Here is a 17,287-nt window from a genome sequence, read left to right as displayed (position 1 = left end):
GGCCCCTTTTTGTTTCACGGTGCCAAGGGCAGAAACCTACGCTCAGCCAACTCGCGGCTGATCTCTCCTCGATGCACATCCACCACGCTTTGCGGGCTCTCGGCTTTTGCCAGCAGAGAGTAATAGCTCTCGCGACGTTGCTCCTTGGTTTTCAGATGCGCCACGGTGAAATCAAGCTTGGGTGTATCGGCGTTGGGGTAGTGAAAATGCGCATACCACAGTGGGAAGCCGCGTTTGTCGTTGACAGCATATTCCTGGATGAAGTCGCGGCGCGTGGCCAGGCGTGCTCCGAGGCTCGCGAGCTGTACCTGGCCCTGCTCCAGCAGGTACGTAAGGTGGCTGTCGGTGGGGGCCAGGGCGAGACTGCGTTGGAGACGTAGCGCCTGCCCCTTGGCAGCCAACGTATCCGCCGCGCTGCGTAGCTGTGTGGACAGCGTGCGGTCGCTGCTGATTTGTTGGGGCTCTGGTTGGGCGTCGATCGCTCGTGTCAGTTCGTCCGCAACTTGTCGGAACCGTGTCGCTTCGACGTCCAGGCTTTCCTGAAGCTCAATCGGATAGCGAGAAACCTTGGCATAGCCGCCCTGGCGCTTGAGGATAGGTTCGAGCTCTTGCAGCATTTTGCGGGCGTCGCCCTTGACCATATTGAGTGCCCGCGTAGCTGGCGGCGTTGACGGCACCGACGAGCGGCGTTCATCGCGCACCTCGTCCCAACGGTCTTCATGCTGGGAGTAAGTAGCCAGCAAGTCGTGTTCCTGCTCGGTGCGCATCTCTACCACCTCAATGGGCAATGTGGTACCCGCCGCTTTCACTTCGCCGATCAGATAGCCGTGCTTGCGAGTCTTGATCACCTTTTTCTGTGGACGCCCCGTGGCCGTCAGTGGCCGCTTGGACGGGCGTTTAACCGTGTCTGCCTGGGGTTTGATTTCCGCTGCCAGCTGTTCCACCACATCTTGGTACAGTGACTCCACCAGGGCTTGGGTACGCTCGAACCAGCTCATTTCCAGGCGGTCCGCATGCACCCAGGCCAGGCCTCTTAAGGCATCCAATGCCTGTCCGTACTGTTGTAACAGGCTGTCGAGTACATTCATGCGGTCTGTGGCGGAAAGATTCAGGCTGTTGAGTTCACTGTGGGTGCGCACATGAGCTCGCAGAGGATCAAGTGCCAGGCCCATTTCATTGATAAAGCCTGCGCGCCAGGTTTTATGGCTTAAGTATTTGAAATTTTGCAGTTGCCCGTATTTGAGGGACAAGACGGTAACTTCATCCGTACGATTGTGGGTTAGGCGGCTATAGACTTCCTGTCCTGCGGGGCCGAGGTTGAACAGTTCCAGCAGATATCGGTCCTTGAGCTCCAGGGCCAGGATCTGACGTTCGTTGAGCTGAACGACGTCCTTGACGAACTGGGTATAGCGGGCAGGGTCGGCAAGCATGGCGGGCAACGCCTGGCCGAAGGGCAATGTGAGGTCGTGGTTTCTCGCGTATAGCACCTGGCGATCCATATCGGCGATCACCACAGATTTACGCGTGTTGTTCACGGCGTTTTCCAGGAGAACGGCGGCTGTGTCGGCGGACAAGCCGATGCCTAGCTCACTGCGCTCTTTGCGACTGTCCAGAAGTCGTTCGAATACCCGGGTTTGCTCCCAGAGTGCGGTATCGAAGTTCTGACGGGTAGTGGCCCGTGCGGCGTCACTGTATTTGGCGTCGGAGCCCGCCAGGTTCATGAGTCGTTCCGCTCCGTCGGCCTTGTCTTGCAGTGTTTGCTGTTGGCTCTTGATATCCACCATTCGACCTTCGCGTAGTTCACGTCGAGGGTGCAAAAATGCGCTCAGCTCATCCAGCAGGGTCTTTTGGCGCAAGGCTTTACGCTCGCGCTCGGCCGCAATGCGTTTGGGCGGCATGCCGCCGCGCAGGCGCAACCGGAGGTCAAGCGACCAACGGCCCTCACCATCCGACTGCAGGTAAGGGCCGAGCCGGTGGGTGTCCAAGGGGTCGACAATCACCACACCGCCTTCCGGCTCGAGGCGCACCTCATACCAGCGTCCTTCGATCAGTGCGTACCAATTGCGAAGGTGATTGAAGAGGCCACGGCGCGGGCCATTCAGGACCGGCTCGGGTAGCGTTTCCGGTTTTGGCGCTTGAAGTCGCCACAGGCGCGCTTGTTGGCTGGGGGTCAGTTGGTTGCGAGCGCTGGAAAAACTGAAGTCGAACACGGTGTCCGCCATTCCTGGCCCCTCGTTTTCAAGCAGCATCGGGCCTTGTTGCAATTGTGGTTCGGGCGATGGGGGCCACTGCTCCTGGCGGCGTCTTGGAAAGGGTGAGCGTAAAGCCTGCCTACGGGTGTTCTCAGGTACCGGCGAAGCAGCGGGTGCAGGGATTAGCTGGAATATCAACATGCCGACATTCAGCAGCAGGTCCACCAGCGCCAATTCCCGTACCGTAGGGTCTGGACTGTTGAGGGCCGGCAGGTCCTTGGTCACGGCGCTCATCAAACTCAGCAACCAGCCGGTGAGCATGAACGGTCCGCGCGCCAACGGCAGCAGCAGAGTGTTGAACAGCAGGCTTGCGCCCTCAAGGAATACCTTCCAGCGGCTTTCGGCGTTGGACACCGACTCGCGGTTTGCCTGATCCACCAGCGCACGCGCGTTGCAACCGTAGAGGTACTGCATCAATTGGCCGTTGGCCAGAAACTGCAGCAGCTCGTCGCTGGCGCCATCGTCGGCCAATACTGCCGGCTTTGGAATGTCGGGCACGTTGAACTCACTGCCCAAGCCAAACCGTACGTAGTGGGGTTCAAGGAAACCACCGTTGTCGTAGACCGGTCGCGCAGCATCGGACAGCCATGTCAACACACTGGCCTGCAACTCGCCTGGTGTGGCAATCGCCTCCAGCAATGCCTTACGGCTGGGAAACTGTTGCAGAGCGTCTGCGTACAGGGGCCGGTAAAGAATGTGAATACCAGCCTGGCTGCCTTGAGACTCGATGATGTACATGTTGGCCACAACATCCACCGGGGCCTGGGGTCTACGGGCCAGCGCCAAGTGGCGGATGACGACGACCTGGCCATCGACTTGGCGCTGGCCGGTCGTCATCAATGCTGCAACATAGGCGGCGCCTTGGGCGGTAAAGCCTTGCTGCTGCTGCAGACTCAGCTCCAACGCCAGGAGGGGCAGGTGTGCCAAGGTTTGTGTCGCGAAGTCACGTTCTCGCTGACGGGCGGCCTCATTGCCCGCCAACAGTTGCGCCCTGAGTAGCTCAGGGTAGGTCTTGCCGATATCCACCTGGTGGATCAGTCCGCTGCCGCCAAGGATGTAGTCAGCGGTCAACCAGGCTGGTAAGGGTGCGCCCGTACGATGGGTAACGGTGAGCTGTCCGCGAGGCCGGCCTTGCAGGTTATTGATCGCCAGGTCCGTGAGGCTCATGTGCTTGTGCTCGACAAACCCGGCGCCCCCTGGGTAGCCCGCCGCAACACTGAACGTCAGTTGCAGGTCATCGGGTAGGAGCTGTAATTCTTTGGAGGGTTCCAGGCGCAGTTGATCACGCTTGAGTTGTTCCAGCAGGGCGGTGCGGGTAAAGGTGCGCAGATCGGCTATGCCACTGAGAAAGGTGCGACCCTCGCTGCGTTTTTTGGCGCTGGCCAGTTGCAGGCTGTAGTGGCGATAACGGTCGCGGTCGCTGGATGATGCTCGTTCTAGCCACAACGGGGTTTGGCTATGCAACGCTTCGAGCACTGTGTAGGGCGGCGTTGCGCAGAGCCAACTGGCAGGGTCGGTGATATGGCGGTACACCGCCTCCAATGCGTCGAGGTGCAACTGGGCGGGCAGCTTAAGGTTCTTGAGTTGCTGCAGTTGTTGATTGAGGAGGATGGCCGCCTGGGCGTCGAACAGATTGCCGTCCGGCTCGTAGCGTTGCAGGGTCATGCGCTCGACCACGTCGTCCTGGGTGACGCGTCGAGCCCAAGCCTGCAGCGCGTTGTCTACATTCGTGTAGCGCACACACGTCCCTGCGGGCGGACAGAGCAGGACACGCGGTTGGCCTTGCTCCGAGCACACCAACAACAGTTCGGCGCCAAGCAGTGTGCGTGTCTGGGTGCCGGTCTTGAGGGTGGCGTGGGGGTAATAGGCATGTACGGCTTCGGTGCCAAAGCGTGTCTTGCGCGTGTCGCGGTCCGGGCAGTCGATGAGTTGGGCGATCATCTGCCGCTCGTGCGGTGTGAGGTCTGGCTGGTTGATCGCGCTGATGTTGAGGGCGTCCATCAAGACGTCACTGAGCCAACGCCAGCGCGTGCTTGCCCAGTACTGCGCGAGGCTGTTTTGCAAGGCAACTGGCAGGATCCACGCCAGGGACCGGATCTGGGTTTGGATGACCGACAGGTCTATTGCCTGGCCATCTGGAAGTGCCCAGTGAGTGGGTGGATGATCGGTCAGGTAGCAGGCGAGGCCGTCGCGGTCGCGAAAATCTGGCAGCGTACCGGTGGCCAGAAAGTCGAGTACCAGCGGCATCAATGGTTTCAGCGTCCAGCCTTTGGCGACTGGGGTGGCCAGTTGGGTTCGGCGCAGATCGGCAGACAGCGTCGGGTAGACCTTTGCAATCGATGTCGCGAGCAGTTGGCGGGCGGCCTGCGATAAGTCGGGGCGGGTTGCAAATGCGGCGCTGACGGCATTGGCCAGCGGTCTTGAGGGGGAGAGGGCGATCATGAAAACTCCTGGTTCCACTGCAAAATCGCAGAGGCCATCAGCTAATGCCCATTGCGTCGGTATGTGGCGTTATGTATTGCTGCCAGCGATATCAACCGTTTGTCTTCTATATAGCTCCACAACACTGAATTTCTTGCTATAAACGCACTCCGATGACCATTCGCCAAGCCCGTCCTGGTGCCTTTTGGGGTTATCTCGGAAAAAATGCCTGTCTTTTCAGTTGCTGCGCCCTCAAGTCGGCCTTAGACTGCCGCCCCTCGTAAATTGAGTGCCGGGTGGCGCTTGGAACGGATGGCGCCTTTCCGAGACCTGCAGAGGTCGGCCGGAACGCTCCCTTATTCGCCTTAATGCACGTATTTTTTATAGAGAAATCAATGACAAAGGAAAAGTTGCTGGCCATGCCGGCGGATGACTACATGAATGCCGAACAGCACGCTTTTTTCGAGCAGATGCTGCAAGACATGAAAGTGGAACACCACGAGCGCATTGAACAGAACCGTATCGCCATTGAAAGCCTGGACACCCCGGCAGACCCGGCTGACGCCGCTTCCGTGGAAGAAGAGCGCACCTGGCTGGTAAACGCCATCGATCGCGACCAGCGCATGCTGCCGCAGCTTGAGCGTGCACTGGACCGCATCAAGGAAGATTCCTTTGGCTGGTGTGATGACAGCGGCGAGCCTATTGGCCTCAAGCGCCTGCTGATCAGCCCCACCACCAAGTACTGCATCGAAGCGCAAGAGCGCCACGAGCAGATCGACAAGCATCAGCGCCAAGCCTGATGCGGTGAAGCTGGGGAGCCGTTTATACGGTTTCCCAGAGAAAGACCCGTTACGCCCTGTCTATTGATCTACTGCAAGCTCCCCCACTAAAGGCCCATGGATAATGGCCGTATAGTGGCGTTTAATGCAGCGACAATAATGACAAGCAGTGGGGTAACGAAGATGGCTGGAGACGGATCTCTGATGGGCGCAGCAGTACCGCCACAAACGGTGGTGCGCGGGTTGCCCGGCTGGCTGACGCCGCTTTTGCAGAGCACCGCCCTGGTGCTGGTGCTACTGGGCCTGGTGTTTGCCAGCTTGCCGTTATACCTCTGCCTGCCGCTGGCTTTGCTGGTGATCTGGCTACCTCGTCTTAAAAGTTACACGCCGGTTGTTGCGCCCTCGTCAGGCGCTGACGCCATTGGCGAGCTCACCCGTGACTTGTCCCGCACCACCAGCCATAACGCGCTGTCCGCTGCCGGCGTGGCCTATTCGGTCAAGCAACTGGCTGCCCGCTTGCAGTCGCAATTAAGCGCGGCCAAGCAGATTGTCAGCAGTGCAGAAGTGATGATTGGCACTGAAAAAATCACTTCCCAACTCAGTCGCGAAGCCTTGGCCGCAGCCAGTCAGGCCCATCAACGCAGCACCGAAGGCCGTGAAGTGCTGGCCCAGTCGATCACGCAGATGCATCAACTCAGCCAGCGCGCTAATGCCAGCCGTGAGCTGATTGAGGCCTTGAGCCAGCGCAGTGAAGAAATCCAGCGAGTGACCTTGGTGATCCAGTCGATTGCCAGTCAGACCAACCTGTTGGCACTCAACGCGGCGATTGAAGCGGCGCGGGCCGGCGAGCATGGTCGCGGCTTTGCCGTGGTCGCCGATGAGGTGCGCGGGTTGGCGGGCCGCACGGCGACGGCCACCGATGAGGTCGGGGTGATGGTGGCGGATATCCAGCAACGTACCGCTCAGGTGGTCGAACAGATTCGTCAGCTCTCGGCGGACCTGCACACCGGCGTGGAGCAGGTGGAGCACGCCGGGGAGCAGTTGCAAAGCATCGCCAGCCTGGCTGCAGATGTGGAGGGCCAAGTCAACGAGATCGCCCAGGGCACCGACACCAATCGCATCCAGCTCGACAGCTTGTTCCATGCCGTGGAGCAAATGCGCAGCGACCTGGCGATAAGCGACCAGCAAACCCGCCAACTGGCCGATGCCGCTGTACAGATGGAAGGGCAGGCCGAAACCATCAGCGAACGGTTGGCGGAAGTAGGGCTGGACGACTATCACCAGCGCGTCTATGACCTGGCCCGCGAAGGCGCTGGCCGGATCAGTGCCCAATTCGAGGCTGATATACAGCAGAACCGCATCAGCCTGGACGATCTGTTCGACCGCAGCTACACGCCGATCCCGAATACCCGCCCGAGCAAGTTTCACACGCGATTCGATGGTTACACCGACCAGGTGTTGCCGGCCATTCAGGAGGCGTTATTGCCCCGCCATGAAGGGCTGGTATTCGCTATCGCGTGCACGCCCCAAGGCTACGTGCCGACCCACAACAAGGCGTTTTCCCAGGCACTGACCGGCGATGTGCAGGTGGACGCGGTACAAAACCGTACCAAGCGCAAGTTTGAAGACCGTACCGGAATTCGCTGTGGCAGCCATCAGCAGGCCGTATTGCTGCAGACCTACACGCGCGATACCGGTGAGCTGATGCACGACTTGTCGGTACCGATCATGGTTGGGGGGCGGCATTGGGGTGGGCTGCGCCTGGGCTACAAACCCGAAGGGGCTTAGGGATTATTGCTGTTTATGCAATGGAGCTATTCCGTGGATAGCTTTTTCCTACTTGATGAAAGCCGTAGCATGGCCAACATTGTTAGCCAGCTAACTAATGCTGCGGAGAAGCTCCATGCAAAACAAAGTCGATGTCGCCGTGATGATTGGCAGTGGCGTACCGCAAACCTTGCGAGCGCTCGGCCAGAAGGCCTGCTGGGTGGTGCTGCTTAATGGTGAGCAGCGCGGTACCGCGTTTGCCAGCCGTGATGAGGCTGAAGAGTGCAGGGCTGCCTGGCAAGCGCTGTTACGCCTGGAGCAATCAGACAGCCTGCATTGAGTGGGGCTTAGTGCGGTTGATGCAGGCGCTGGTTCAACTCATCCACGGCAATCGCCCAGTCGGCATCTTCGCGTAGTTCTTCCTTGAGAAACTGCGCCTGTTGGGCGGACCAAAAGGGCGCATCAATCAGCTTCACGTCCTCAGGCAGCGGATGCGCGACGATAAAAGCGTCGATGGCTTCAGGGGAGGAGTCCAGGCCTAGTTGTGCAAACAGGGTTTCGAGGGTGGGGATTGGCGCGTCCATATCGTTCTCCATGCAGGGTGGTCGTTATGCATGGGAGGATAGCGACGCGGCAGAGTTCGATTGGATCAGGAATTCAATGCTCCGGCGTCCACGGCGGTTTTCAGCGCCTGCGCAGCGTCTTTGCCGGCGACTGCTGCGGCATCGGCGGTTTTGAACCAGCGATCTTTTTCCACTTGGTGCGTTGTAACGGTTTTCAGCGGTGGCTTGGCCCGCATCACGATCACCGCCTGAAATTCACCGTCTACTTCTCTTACGCCGCCATGGATAAAAAATTCGCCAATATCAAATTCCGTCACGTAGAGCCTTCCCTTGGAGATAACTGCACTGGTGAAACCTGGCCCGCAGGGCACACATTTCGGTGGACGGGCCAGTATGGCAGTTGTTGGGGGCCTGCGGCGCAGTAAAGTCATGCAGGTGACGAAACGATTCCTCCGGGGTGCGCATGCAGGCGAGCTTCGAGTTTTTTTGCCAGTTCGCAAGCCTGGATATGGTCGGTGCGAAAGCCTTTGACGCGGCCGCTGAGCACTTCGCGAATGTGGAAAAAGTTTCTACCGGCAGGTACGACTTGGTAAAGAACCGAATCCAGGTACCCGTCGTAGCCGCGCAAGCGGTAGTATTGGGCCTCGTCCTGGCATGCTGAACGAGTGTGGGAGGACATGGCGTTGTAGGGGGGTTGTTGCATAGCCTGCTCCTGTCGATCAATCCGGTTGACTCAACGGCTGCGTTTTGGGTGGTGTTGTTCCGTGTTGCTGTTTTAGTATTGTTGTCAGCCGCCGGTGCCTGGTTCCATGTTCAGGTGTGTGTTTTGTATTCGATGTCGGAAAACTGCGTTTTTAATTGGGTTATTCTCTGAAGTTGGTCGACCCGTGTTCTCGGGCCGTTGAACCTGTGATCTCCTGTGATGCCTGATGACCTTGCACAAGGCCCATCGTGTACGTCTGTACTAGTCTTATGGCGCTACAGCGAATCTTCTTCAGTTTTTTTCAATGAATGTGTTGTGTGATCGTGCCGTAACGGCCGTTTTTTTGTGCTGCCCGCTCCGGCGGACGGCGCTCTTTTCGATGTGGGAGCGTTTCCTTGGCAGTCAGTAATCTGGATATGCACGCGCTGTTCGTGCTGGGCGATTTGCGCGCAAAGTTGGTCAAGCAGTTTCAATCCCGTTTCGTATACATCACCGAACAGACGCCGGAAGGCATCTACATTGCCGAAATCGACACCGAAACGGCGATGGTGGTGGATGACAAGCCGCGCCTGGAACTCAAAGTGGGCGACCATTTCCGCGCAGCGGTATTGCCCAGCCGTGAAGGTGGCAAGTTCGAGTTGAAGTTCCGCGACATCAAGTTGACGGTGTATGGCCTGGGCGACTATGCCTTTGTTTCTTCCGCCGAAGGCCAGGGCATTGTGTTCAAGGAAGGCCACAGCGTCATGCTGGTGTTCGCCGCCAACGAGCAACTGCAGGAAGGCCTGACCAAAACCCTGAAGACCGTGACCGGCAAGGCTGCCAAGTGGCGCAAGGGTGAACTGGTGACATTCAAGGCCAGTGAGTGAGTCATAAACACGCTGTTTAAGCTTTAGCGCCCGGAACCTCTACTACAGTTGAGTTGACTTAACTATTCAGAGGCTTCGCGCATCCGCAGCAAAGCCGTTCGCTATTGGCTGCGATATCGCGAGGTGCTAAGGCATGAAAGGATTTAAAACGCTGTTGGCCGCATCCCTGACGACCTTGAGTCTGTCGATGGCTGCGCCGTCGGTTTTGGCCGCCGAAACCCCGGTGCACTTTGCCGACTTGAACTGGGAAAGCGGCAGCCTGATCACTGAAGTACTGCGAGTCATTGTCGAGAAAGGCTACGACCTGCCCACCGACACCTTGCCTGGTACTACCATCACCCTGGAAACCGCCTTGGCCAAGAACGACATCCAGGTGATCGGCGAAGAGTGGGCGGGGCGCAGCCCTGTGTGGGTCAAGGCCGAGGCCGAAGGCAAAGTGGTGGGCCTGGGTGATACGGTCAAGGGGGCCACCGAAGGCTGGTGGGTGCCGGAGTACGTGGTCAAGGGCGACCCCGCCAAAGGTATCAAGCCGCTGGCGCCGGACCTCAAGAGTGTAAAGGACCTGGCACGCTACAAGGACGTGTTCAAGGACCCCGAAGCCCCCAGCAAAGGGCGCTTCCTCAACAGCCCCATCGGCTGGACCTCGGAAGTGGTCAACAAGCAGAAACTCAAGGCCTATGGGCTGGACGACAGCTACGTGAACTTCCGCAGTGGCTCGGGTGCGGCACTGGACGCCGAGATCGCCTCATCGATCCGCCGGGGCAAGCCGGTGCTGTTCTATTATTGGTCGCCGACGCCGTTGATGGGGCGCTATAAGCTGATCCAGCTGGAGGAGCCGCCGTTCGATGCCGAGGCCTGGAAGACGCTGACGGATGCGGACAATCCGGATCCGAAGCCTACGCGGTCGTTGGCGTCCAAGTTGAGCATCGGTGTGTCAACGCCGTTCCAGCAGGCGCATCCGCAGATTGCGCAGTTCTTCGAGAAGGTCGAATTTCCTATCGAGCCGCTGAACGAGGCCTTGGCGACCATGAGCGAGAATCACACCGCGCCGCGGGAAGTGGCCCAGGCGTTCTTGAAAGAGCACCCCGAAGTGTGGAAGGCATGGTTGCCAGAGGATGTGGCGCAGAAGGTTGAGGCCAGCCTTAAATAACCCCAGTCTAAAAGCAGAATGGAGATCAAAATGTGGGAGCGGGCTTGCTCGCGAATACGGTGTGCCAGATACAAGTTCATTAACTGATCCACCGCATTCGCGAGCAAGCTCGCTCCCACATTTTCAATTGTATTTCAGGTTTAGAACCTGGTGTTTACCGCCAATTCAAAGGTTCGCGGCGATCCCAGGTAGTAAGCCGGTGACACATGGGCAAACTCGGCATACACCTCATTCGTCAAATTACGTACCCGACCGGTGACGGAAGTGTGCGCGTCCACCTTGTACCGCAGGAACGTCCCGAACAACGTGTACGCGGGTACCGTCTGGGTATTGGCGTTGTCTGCATACACCTCGGCCACATACCGCGCATCCACGCCGCCTTGCCAGTCTTCGGCAAAGTCATAGGTCAGCCACAGGTTGCCTACACGCTTGGGTACGTTGGTCGGTGTATTGCCCTTGCGTGAAACCACCGCACCACTGGCGGTTTTCTCGTTGAAGTCATCGTACTCGGCGTCCACCCAAGCGAAGTTACCTTCTGCCAGCAACTTGGGCGTAATGCGCAGGGAGCTCGCCAACTCGATGCCTTTGGAGGATTGCGCACCCACCGGGATGCTATTGGTGGGGTCTTGTGGATCGGTGACGGCAAAGTCTTTGCGCTCGATCTTGTAGGCCGCCACGGTGGCTGAGCCGCGACCGTCCAGATAATCGAACTTGCTGCCCACTTCCCACTGCTTGCCAGTGGATACATCGAATACCTGTGTGGTGGTGTTCGGTTGCTCGGCGGCGGTGCTGTATTGCACATACACGTTAGCCGAAGGAATGAACTGGTAGGTCAGGCCCACGCGCCCGGTCAACGGCTCCCAACTGCGTTCGAAGTGCCGTGGATTAGTAGCCGTTACCGCACGATGGTTGGTGACATCCAGGTCGATGGCGTCGTAACGCAGACCGGTGAGCAGCGACAGTTTATCGGTGAGGCCCAGGCGGTTTTCAACGAACAACGCCCTGGTGGTGACCTCGTTGGTCTTGTCCTTGACGAAGCCTGGTTTGGTGCCCGGGATGCCATAGAAGTAGCCAGGGTCGTAGTGGTTCGGATCCACGCTGCTGTTTCCTGACACGTTCAAAGGGCTGTTTGTCGTGCTGTTGACCTTGTACTCAAAACCGCCGGACCAGGTGGTCGACAGCCCGAATAGGCTATCGTCGTGGCGCAGTTCGAACTGATTGCCGTTTTGTACGCCTTGATGACGCACTTGGTAGGCAGTGGAACGGTTCACCGCGCTGTTATCGGCGTTGTACTGGTAGGTTTCCAGGTTGCGATAGTCGCGCTGGCTATCCAGGTGGTAGAGCGTATTTTTCAGGGTCGTGTTGTCATTGATGCGGTAGTCGATGATCGACCGCGCCCAGATCGTGCGCTGTTCGTAACGGCCATCGGCGACGTTGTAGTTGTTGAAGCGGTTGTGCTTGTCGATTTTCAACTCACCGGCCTTTGGGTTGAGCACCGGCGTGCCCCAGTAGGGGCTGTCTTCATGCTCGTCCTGGTATTCCAGCGCCAGGGTGTGGGAAAGGTTGGGAGTGAGGTCGCTGAGCAGGGAAAACGCCAGGCTCCAGGCCTCGCGCTGGTCGCGCTCGATATAGCTGTGGTTGGTGTTGCGGCTCACATCCAGGCGCGCGTAATGCTGCACTTCGGCACCGGGCTCGGTCAGGGCGTGATTGACGCCGAAGGCCGCGCCGGCCGTGTCATAGCTGCCATAGGTGAGCTGGCCTTCGGCGGCCTGCTCCTCGCGGGTGGCGAGCTTGGTCACGTAGTTGAGCGAGCCGCCCACGGAGCCGGCGCCGTTGATCAGCGAAGAGGGTCCGCCTACCAGTTCCACCCGATCATAGATCCACGCATCCACCGGCCGCGCCAGGCCAGTGGCCACGTTGATGCCGTTGAACATCTGGGTGATCTGGCTGCTGGTAAATCCACGGTAAGACACAAACCCGCCAAACCCCGGCGGTGCACTGGCGTTGACGCCGGGCAGGGTGTTGGCGGCATCGCGGAACGTCTTGGCGCCGTGGCGCTCGATATCGTTGCGGTTGGCGATGGCCACCGATGCAGGTGTCTCTCGCACGCTCAGTCCCAGCCGCGACGCCGCGCCGCTGGATTGATCCAGGGTCAGGCCGGGCTCGGCGGTTTGCTCGCCATCAATGGTGGTCGGGGCCAGCTCGATGGACCAGGCGCACACAGGCAGGCAGCCGAACAGGCCCGCCAACAGGGGTAGATGTTTCATGGTTGAATCCTGAAAAACTTGGCTTGAAAACAACACACAGCCACGCGTATTCCCCAATGGAAACGCGGGTCAGTGCAGATCAGGGAGCGAAGGAATCAGGCGACAGCAGGCGGCGCGCGCGGATGAGCCGTGGGCCAGGTGAAGCGAGCAGGGATGTCGGCGGTGGCGATGATCGCCAGCGGTGGCGCGTGAGGTTGCGGTAATACCGCGACATTCAGGCTGGAATTGAGTGCCGGGCCCATGCCCCCCGTGGAGCACAACGGGCAACCGAAGGCCTTGGACAGCGTCGGCAGGCTTTCATCGATGGAGTTGGGCGGCTTGGGCGCTTGGGTTCGCGGGTCGACCGTACAGAACTGACCGCCGATGCCATTGAGCTGCATCCCCACCATCTGCCCATGACCAATACTGCAGGCGAACGCATTAAACAGGACGCAGCAATAGAGCATCCAGGCAACGAGCGAGCGATCGGCACGGGCGAATTTCATGGGGCGGCACTTTACCACCAGCCGCCGACGAAATGCCTGCAAAAAATCACTGGGCGACTATGCTCATTTCCACATTTTCAGGGAGAGTCGGCCATGAGCTTTGTCATCGCACGATGGATCGTCGGGGTTTTTACCTGCATCAGCATGGTGCACTTGTACTGGGCGGCCGGCGGCAAACTTGGCTTCCAGGCGGTCATTCCCCAGCTCCCAGGCGAGTTCGCCAGCGGTCCACGCCCCGCATTCAAACCTTCTGCACTGGGTACATTCTTGGTGGCGTTGGGGCTGGTGGCAATTGCCTTGATGGTATGCCTGCGAGCCGGGCTATATTTTTCGGCGGTGTCCCATGGCGCGTTGCAGTGGGGTATCAGCGCGATTGCGGTGGTGATGTTTGCACGGGCGATTGGGGATTCGGAGTTGGTGGGGTTTTTCAAGAAAGTGGGTGGGTCGCGATTTGCGAGGTTGGATACGTATTTTTATTCGCCGTTGTGTTTGGTATTGGGGGTGGGGTTGTTGGTGGTGGCGTGGGGGTGAGGGGCTACCATTCGGCTTTTTAGCAGGCTAGAAGAAGAAGAGGCCCGTACGTTTTTTGATCGCAAGGGCGTTTAAGTGGATCAATTTTTGTATTACCGAAGCGTTTTCAGGTGTCAGGCGCTCTTCGAGTAGCGCTAGGGTTTTGTCGAGCTCGTCAGCGGTGCTGATGGCCTCGTCTTCATAGTTGTCTATTATTTTTCCAAGTGAATTGTTGATAGCTTCCAGTGCGCCTGACTCCAGAAGTATTTCGTACTCTTCCTGGTTGAGTGAGATGCTTTCGAGCAAAGAGTCTGGGCATTCGTCCATATCTAATAAACGCATGGCCTCCACAGTGAGTGGGGTGCAAATTATTTTCATTTGTTTGGCTCCCTTTTATTGAAATGGGTAGCCTCATTGTATTCACTTTGTGTTCTGCCCATTTGCCTCCCCGAAGGGGACGTCTTGTTATTGGGGACTATTCCCTCAAGGCTTAGGTAGCGTCTTTTACCTGGCTGTATCTCGCCGATCGGCACGTCATACGCTGACTCGAACTTGAAATCTGGGTCATTCATGCTCACCGACCGCTGCGAATCCCCCACCCGTAACACCCTATCCATCCCCAGCAACGACGGCGTATCCGCCGCATGGCCCACCGAATCCAAGGCACGCGAATACCAGGCGTTCATCTGCTGGCGATAGATCGCCAGGCTCTGATGAAAACCATCGAGTTCAAATTCGATATGGGCAATGTGGGAGGCGCTGGTCATCCGTGACGGCTCGGCAGAGGGCAAGGCGTCGGAGAATGCCGCAGCAAATAGCGGTTGGATGAACGGTTGGAAAAATCAGAAACGGCTCACCGGAGACGGTAAAAAGCCGTAAACAATCCCCTCAAAGGGCTACATGAAAAAGCGATCCCGCTGATTGCAGCAGAACCTCTCAAATAAAAATCGCTCTCATTCTTACCCGATTTTCAGACCTGGCCGTCATGGTTAATAAAACCCCCATTTCGCAGGATTTCCCATGTCGCGCCTTGCTCGTCCCTTGCACCCACTGGCCTTGTCAGTGGCGATGGCTTTTGCTGCTGTGCCGCTGTTGAACGTACAGTCCTCCTTCGCCGAAGAACGCAGCAGTGCGGTGCGCAGCTTCTCGATCCCTGCCGGTGACTTGAGCCAGGCCCTCAACAGCCTGGCGGAACAGGCAGGGTTGGTATTGGCCTTCGACGCAAGCCTGACCCGTGGCAAACACAGCACTGGCTTGAACGGGCAGTACGGCACCGACGTAGCATTGAACCAACTGCTGGCCGGCAGCGGGTTGCAGGCCTTGAAGATCTCCGCCGACCGCTATCGCCTGGAGCCCATCCCGGATAACGGCAGTGCCATGGAGTTGCAGGCCACCACCATCAGCGGCGCCTACCAGGCCGAGAGCCCGACCGGGCCAGTGTCTGGTTATGTGGCTACCCGCAGCTTGTCGGGCACCAAGACCGATACCCCGATCATCGAAACGCCTCAGTCGATCTCCATTGTCACCAAAGACCAGATGCGCGCGCAGAACGCCGAAAGCCTCAACCAGATCCTTCGCTACAGCGCCGCGGTGGTCCCGGAGACCCGTGGCGCCACCGCATCGCGTCTCGACCAATTGACCATCCGTGGTTTCTCCCCGGCCACTTACCTCGATGGCCTGCGCATGCCATCGAGTCGTGATGCCTTGCCGCAAAAGGATGCCTTTGACCTGGAACGTGTCGAAGTACTGCGCGGCCCGGCGTCGGTGTTGTACGGGCAGGGCACGCCCAGCGGTGTGATCAACATGGTCAGCAAGCGCCCGTTGGATACGCCGTTCCACGAGATTGGCGTGGAATACGGCACCTTCGACAAGAAGCGCACCACCTTCGACCTGAGCGGGCCGATTGACGATCAGGGTGTGTATTCCTACCGGGTTGCCGGACTTTTCGATGATGCCGATGGCCAGGTGGAACACACCGAGACGCGTCGCCAGTCGCTGTCCACCGCGTTTACCTGGCGCCCGGATGACGCCACTTCGCTGACCCTGCTGGGGCATTTCCAGAAGGACCCCAAGGGCGCGTCCTACGGTTCGGTGCCGGCCTGGGGCTCGGTGCTGCACAGCCCGACCGGGCGTAGCATCGATGTGGATTTCTATGATGGCGAGAAGAACTTCGAGAAGAGTGATCGCGAGTATTACTCCATCGGCTATGCCTTTGAACATCACTTCGACGACGTCTGGACCGTGCGACAAAATGCGCGCTACCTGCGCAGCGAAGGGCAGTACCGCAGCCTTTACAGCAACATCCTGATGCCGGACTACCGCACCATCCAGCGCTCGACTATCGCCACCGATGTCGACATGGATGCCTACACCCTCGATAACCAGGTGCAGGCAAAATTCGATACGGGCCCGTTGCAGCACACGTTGCTGATGGGGCTCGACTATCAGTACACCAACACCGACACGCTGTCGGGCTCCGGTGTGTACAAGGCCGGGCCAACCCTGGATATTTTCGATCCGGTGTATGGCGCCGCTGTGCCGGTGCCGGCGTACACCACTGATGGCACGTCTCGCAGCGAACAGACCGGTGTGTACCTGCAAGAGCAGATGAAGTGGGACAAGTGGGTGCTGTTGCTCGGCGGTCGGTATGACTGGGCCAGCACCGATAGCAGCACGCAGACTATCCGCACCGGAGCCAAGAGCAAGTCTTCCCTGGACAGCAAGGCCTTTACAGGGCGCATTGGCCTGGTCTATCTGTTCGATAATGGCCTCGCGCCGTATGCCAGCTACTCCGAGTCTTTCAACCCGCAGTCAGGCACTGGCTTTGGCGGTTCAGTGTTCAAGCCAACCGAAGGCAAGCAGTACGAAATTGGCATCAAGTACCAGCCGCCGGGCAGCAACAGCTTTATTACCGCCGCGATCTTCGACCTGCGCCAGACCAACGTACTGACCACCGACCCGGACCCTACCCACCTGTGTGGAAGCGGTCGTTGCCAAAGTCAGGATGGCGAAGTGCAATCCCGTGGCTTCGAGCTGGAAGGCAAGGCCAGCCTCAACGACAATTTGGATATCACGGCTGCCTATGCCTACCTGGATAACCGCATCAGCAAGTCCAACAACACCGTGCGTTATGCGCCCATCGGTGACGTCGGCGTCGGCCCGGTGCTTTCAGCGCAAGGCACCACGACCTACGCCGTGCCTCGTCACACCGCGTCGGCCTGGGCCGACTACACCTTCCACGATGGCAACCTCAAGGGCTTTGGTGTCGGTGCCGGTGCGCGGTATATCGGTTCGTCGTGGGGCGATACCGCCAACACCTTGAAAGTGCCGGGCTACACGTTGTTCGACGCGGCGGTGCACTACGACATCCCGAATATCACCAGCCTCAAGGACAACCTGCGCCTGGCCCTTAACGCCACCAACCTGGCGAATAAAGAGTACGTTGCGTCCTGCTATTCCTACTCGTGGTGCTGGTATGGCTCACAGCGCACGGTGCAGGCGAGTGCGACCTATCAGTGGTAGTA

The 17,287-nt window shown here is 58.7% G+C and carries 15 protein-coding genes; 7 read left to right on the top strand and 8 right to left on the bottom strand.

What is annotated here, in order from left to right:
- Positions 1-14 precede the first annotated feature (14 nt).
- A complete protein-coding gene (locus CFE47_RS05580) occupies positions 15-4,694 on the bottom strand; it encodes a hypothetical protein (protein ID WP_286835852.1) in 4,680 nt (1,559 codons plus the stop codon).
- Between the two features lie 374 nt (positions 4,695-5,068).
- On the opposite strand from CFE47_RS05580, the gene CFE47_RS05575 reads away from it, so the two are divergent.
- From CFE47_RS05575 to CFE47_RS05565, 3 genes are all read left to right on the top strand, one after another.
- A complete protein-coding gene (locus CFE47_RS05575; protein ID WP_185708949.1) occupies positions 5,069-5,473 on the top strand; it encodes a TraR/DksA family transcriptional regulator in 405 nt (134 codons plus the stop codon).
- Positions 5,474-5,569: 96 nt separating this feature from the next.
- The gene (locus CFE47_RS05570; protein WP_502695441.1) at positions 5,570-7,240 is read left to right on the top strand and encodes a methyl-accepting chemotaxis protein; all 1,671 of its coding nucleotides are present in this window, start codon (positions 5,570-5,572) and stop codon (positions 7,238-7,240) included.
- A gap of 115 nt (positions 7,241-7,355) precedes the next feature.
- On the top strand, positions 7,356-7,559 hold the full coding sequence (locus tag CFE47_RS05565; protein WP_010211013.1) for a hypothetical protein: 204 nt from the start codon (positions 7,356-7,358) through the stop codon (positions 7,557-7,559).
- Between the two features lie 7 nt (positions 7,560-7,566).
- On the opposite strand, the gene CFE47_RS05560 is transcribed toward CFE47_RS05565, so the two are convergent.
- From CFE47_RS05560 to CFE47_RS05550, 3 genes are all read right to left on the bottom strand, one after another.
- Positions 7,567-7,803, bottom strand: a complete 237-nt coding sequence (locus tag CFE47_RS05560; protein ID WP_185708951.1) for a DUF2789 domain-containing protein — start codon at positions 7,801-7,803, stop codon at positions 7,567-7,569.
- A gap of 65 nt (positions 7,804-7,868) precedes the next feature.
- On the bottom strand, positions 7,869-8,099 hold the full coding sequence (locus CFE47_RS05555; RefSeq protein ID WP_185708952.1) for a hypothetical protein: 231 nt from the start codon (positions 8,097-8,099) through the stop codon (positions 7,869-7,871).
- A gap of 110 nt (positions 8,100-8,209) precedes the next feature.
- Positions 8,210-8,485, bottom strand: a complete 276-nt coding sequence (locus CFE47_RS05550) for a hypothetical protein (RefSeq protein ID WP_286835850.1) — start codon at positions 8,483-8,485, stop codon at positions 8,210-8,212.
- 416 nt (positions 8,486-8,901) lie between these two features.
- On the opposite strand from CFE47_RS05550, the gene CFE47_RS05545 reads away from it, so the two are divergent.
- Complete coding sequence (locus CFE47_RS05545; RefSeq protein ID WP_286835980.1) at positions 8,902-9,351, top strand: hypothetical protein; 450 nt, start codon at positions 8,902-8,904, stop codon at positions 9,349-9,351.
- Between the two features lie 133 nt (positions 9,352-9,484).
- Positions 9,485-10,501 (top strand): ABC transporter substrate-binding protein, encoded by a 1,017-nt coding sequence (locus CFE47_RS05540; RefSeq protein ID WP_286835849.1) that lies wholly within the window; start codon positions 9,485-9,487, stop codon positions 10,499-10,501.
- Between the two features lie 140 nt (positions 10,502-10,641).
- Here the strand turns inward: CFE47_RS05540 and CFE47_RS05535 are convergent, their stop codons facing one another.
- Both CFE47_RS05535 and CFE47_RS05530 read right to left on the bottom strand, forming a co-directional pair.
- On the bottom strand, positions 10,642-12,768 hold the full coding sequence (locus CFE47_RS05535) for a TonB-dependent receptor (protein ID WP_286835848.1): 2,127 nt from the start codon (positions 12,766-12,768) through the stop codon (positions 10,642-10,644).
- Positions 12,769-12,863: 95 nt separating this feature from the next.
- Entirely contained in the window at positions 12,864-13,253 is a 390-nt protein-coding gene (locus CFE47_RS05530; protein WP_286835847.1) for a DUF2946 domain-containing protein, read from the bottom strand.
- Positions 13,254-13,346: 93 nt separating this feature from the next.
- Here CFE47_RS05530 and CFE47_RS05525 point away from each other — a divergent pair, with 93 nt between their 5' ends.
- Positions 13,347-13,784 carry a DUF3995 domain-containing protein gene (locus CFE47_RS05525; RefSeq protein WP_185708957.1) on the top strand — a complete coding sequence of 146 codons (438 nt, stop codon included), beginning with the start codon at positions 13,347-13,349 and terminating at the stop codon, positions 13,782-13,784.
- Between the two features lie 27 nt (positions 13,785-13,811).
- Here CFE47_RS05525 and CFE47_RS05520 read toward each other — a convergent pair whose 3' ends face one another.
- Together CFE47_RS05520 and CFE47_RS05515 are read right to left on the bottom strand one after the other, a co-directional pair.
- A complete protein-coding gene (locus tag CFE47_RS05520; RefSeq protein WP_286835846.1) occupies positions 13,812-14,105 on the bottom strand; it encodes a hypothetical protein in 294 nt (97 codons plus the stop codon).
- Positions 14,106-14,137: 32 nt separating this feature from the next.
- Positions 14,138-14,530 (bottom strand): hypothetical protein, encoded by a 393-nt coding sequence (locus tag CFE47_RS05515; RefSeq protein WP_286835845.1) that lies wholly within the window; start codon positions 14,528-14,530, stop codon positions 14,138-14,140.
- 253 nt (positions 14,531-14,783) lie between these two features.
- Between CFE47_RS05515 and CFE47_RS05510 the strand changes: the two genes are divergently transcribed.
- Entirely contained in the window at positions 14,784-17,285 is a 2,502-nt protein-coding gene (locus CFE47_RS05510) for a TonB-dependent siderophore receptor (RefSeq protein WP_286835844.1), read from the top strand.
- Positions 17,286-17,287 lie beyond the last annotated feature (2 nt).

Origin of the sequence: Pseudomonas sp. PGPPP1 (genome assembly GCF_002255865.1) — a bacterium.
Taxonomy (GTDB): domain Bacteria; phylum Pseudomonadota; class Gammaproteobacteria; order Pseudomonadales; family Pseudomonadaceae; genus Aquipseudomonas; species Aquipseudomonas cremoris.
The sequence above is the reverse complement of the archived record's forward strand: the minus strand, read 5'-3'. Positions and strand labels throughout refer to the sequence as shown.

Bases quoted from the DNA above. Each gene is read 5' to 3' on its own strand.
- CFE47_RS05580 (WP_286835852.1), bottom strand. From the start codon at position 4,694: ATGATCGCCCTCTCCCCCTCAAGACCGCTGGCCAATGCCGTCAGCGCC.
- CFE47_RS05575 (WP_185708949.1), top strand. From the start codon at position 5,069: ATGACAAAGGAAAAGTTGCTGGCCATGCCGGCGGATGACTACATGAAT.
- CFE47_RS05570 (WP_502695441.1), top strand. From the start codon at position 5,570: ATGGATAATGGCCGTATAGTGGCGTTTAATGCAGCGACAATAATGACA.
- CFE47_RS05565 (WP_010211013.1), top strand. From the start codon at position 7,356: ATGCAAAACAAAGTCGATGTCGCCGTGATGATTGGCAGTGGCGTACCG.
- CFE47_RS05560 (WP_185708951.1), bottom strand. From the start codon at position 7,803: ATGGACGCGCCAATCCCCACCCTCGAAACCCTGTTTGCACAACTAGGC.
- CFE47_RS05550 (WP_286835850.1), bottom strand. From the start codon at position 8,485: ATGCAACAACCCCCCTACAACGCCATGTCCTCCCACACTCGTTCAGCA.
- CFE47_RS05545 (WP_286835980.1), top strand. From the start codon at position 8,902: ATGCACGCGCTGTTCGTGCTGGGCGATTTGCGCGCAAAGTTGGTCAAG.
- CFE47_RS05540 (WP_286835849.1), top strand. From the start codon at position 9,485: ATGAAAGGATTTAAAACGCTGTTGGCCGCATCCCTGACGACCTTGAGT.
- CFE47_RS05535 (WP_286835848.1), bottom strand. From the start codon at position 12,768: ATGAAACATCTACCCCTGTTGGCGGGCCTGTTCGGCTGCCTGCCTGTG.
- CFE47_RS05530 (WP_286835847.1), bottom strand. From the start codon at position 13,253: ATGAAATTCGCCCGTGCCGATCGCTCGCTCGTTGCCTGGATGCTCTAT.
- CFE47_RS05525 (WP_185708957.1), top strand. From the start codon at position 13,347: ATGAGCTTTGTCATCGCACGATGGATCGTCGGGGTTTTTACCTGCATC.
- CFE47_RS05520 (WP_286835846.1), bottom strand. From the start codon at position 14,105: ATGCGTTTATTAGATATGGACGAATGCCCAGACTCTTTGCTCGAAAGC.
- CFE47_RS05515 (WP_286835845.1), bottom strand. From the start codon at position 14,530: ATGACCAGCGCCTCCCACATTGCCCATATCGAATTTGAACTCGATGGT.
- CFE47_RS05510 (WP_286835844.1), top strand. From the start codon at position 14,784: ATGTCGCGCCTTGCTCGTCCCTTGCACCCACTGGCCTTGTCAGTGGCG.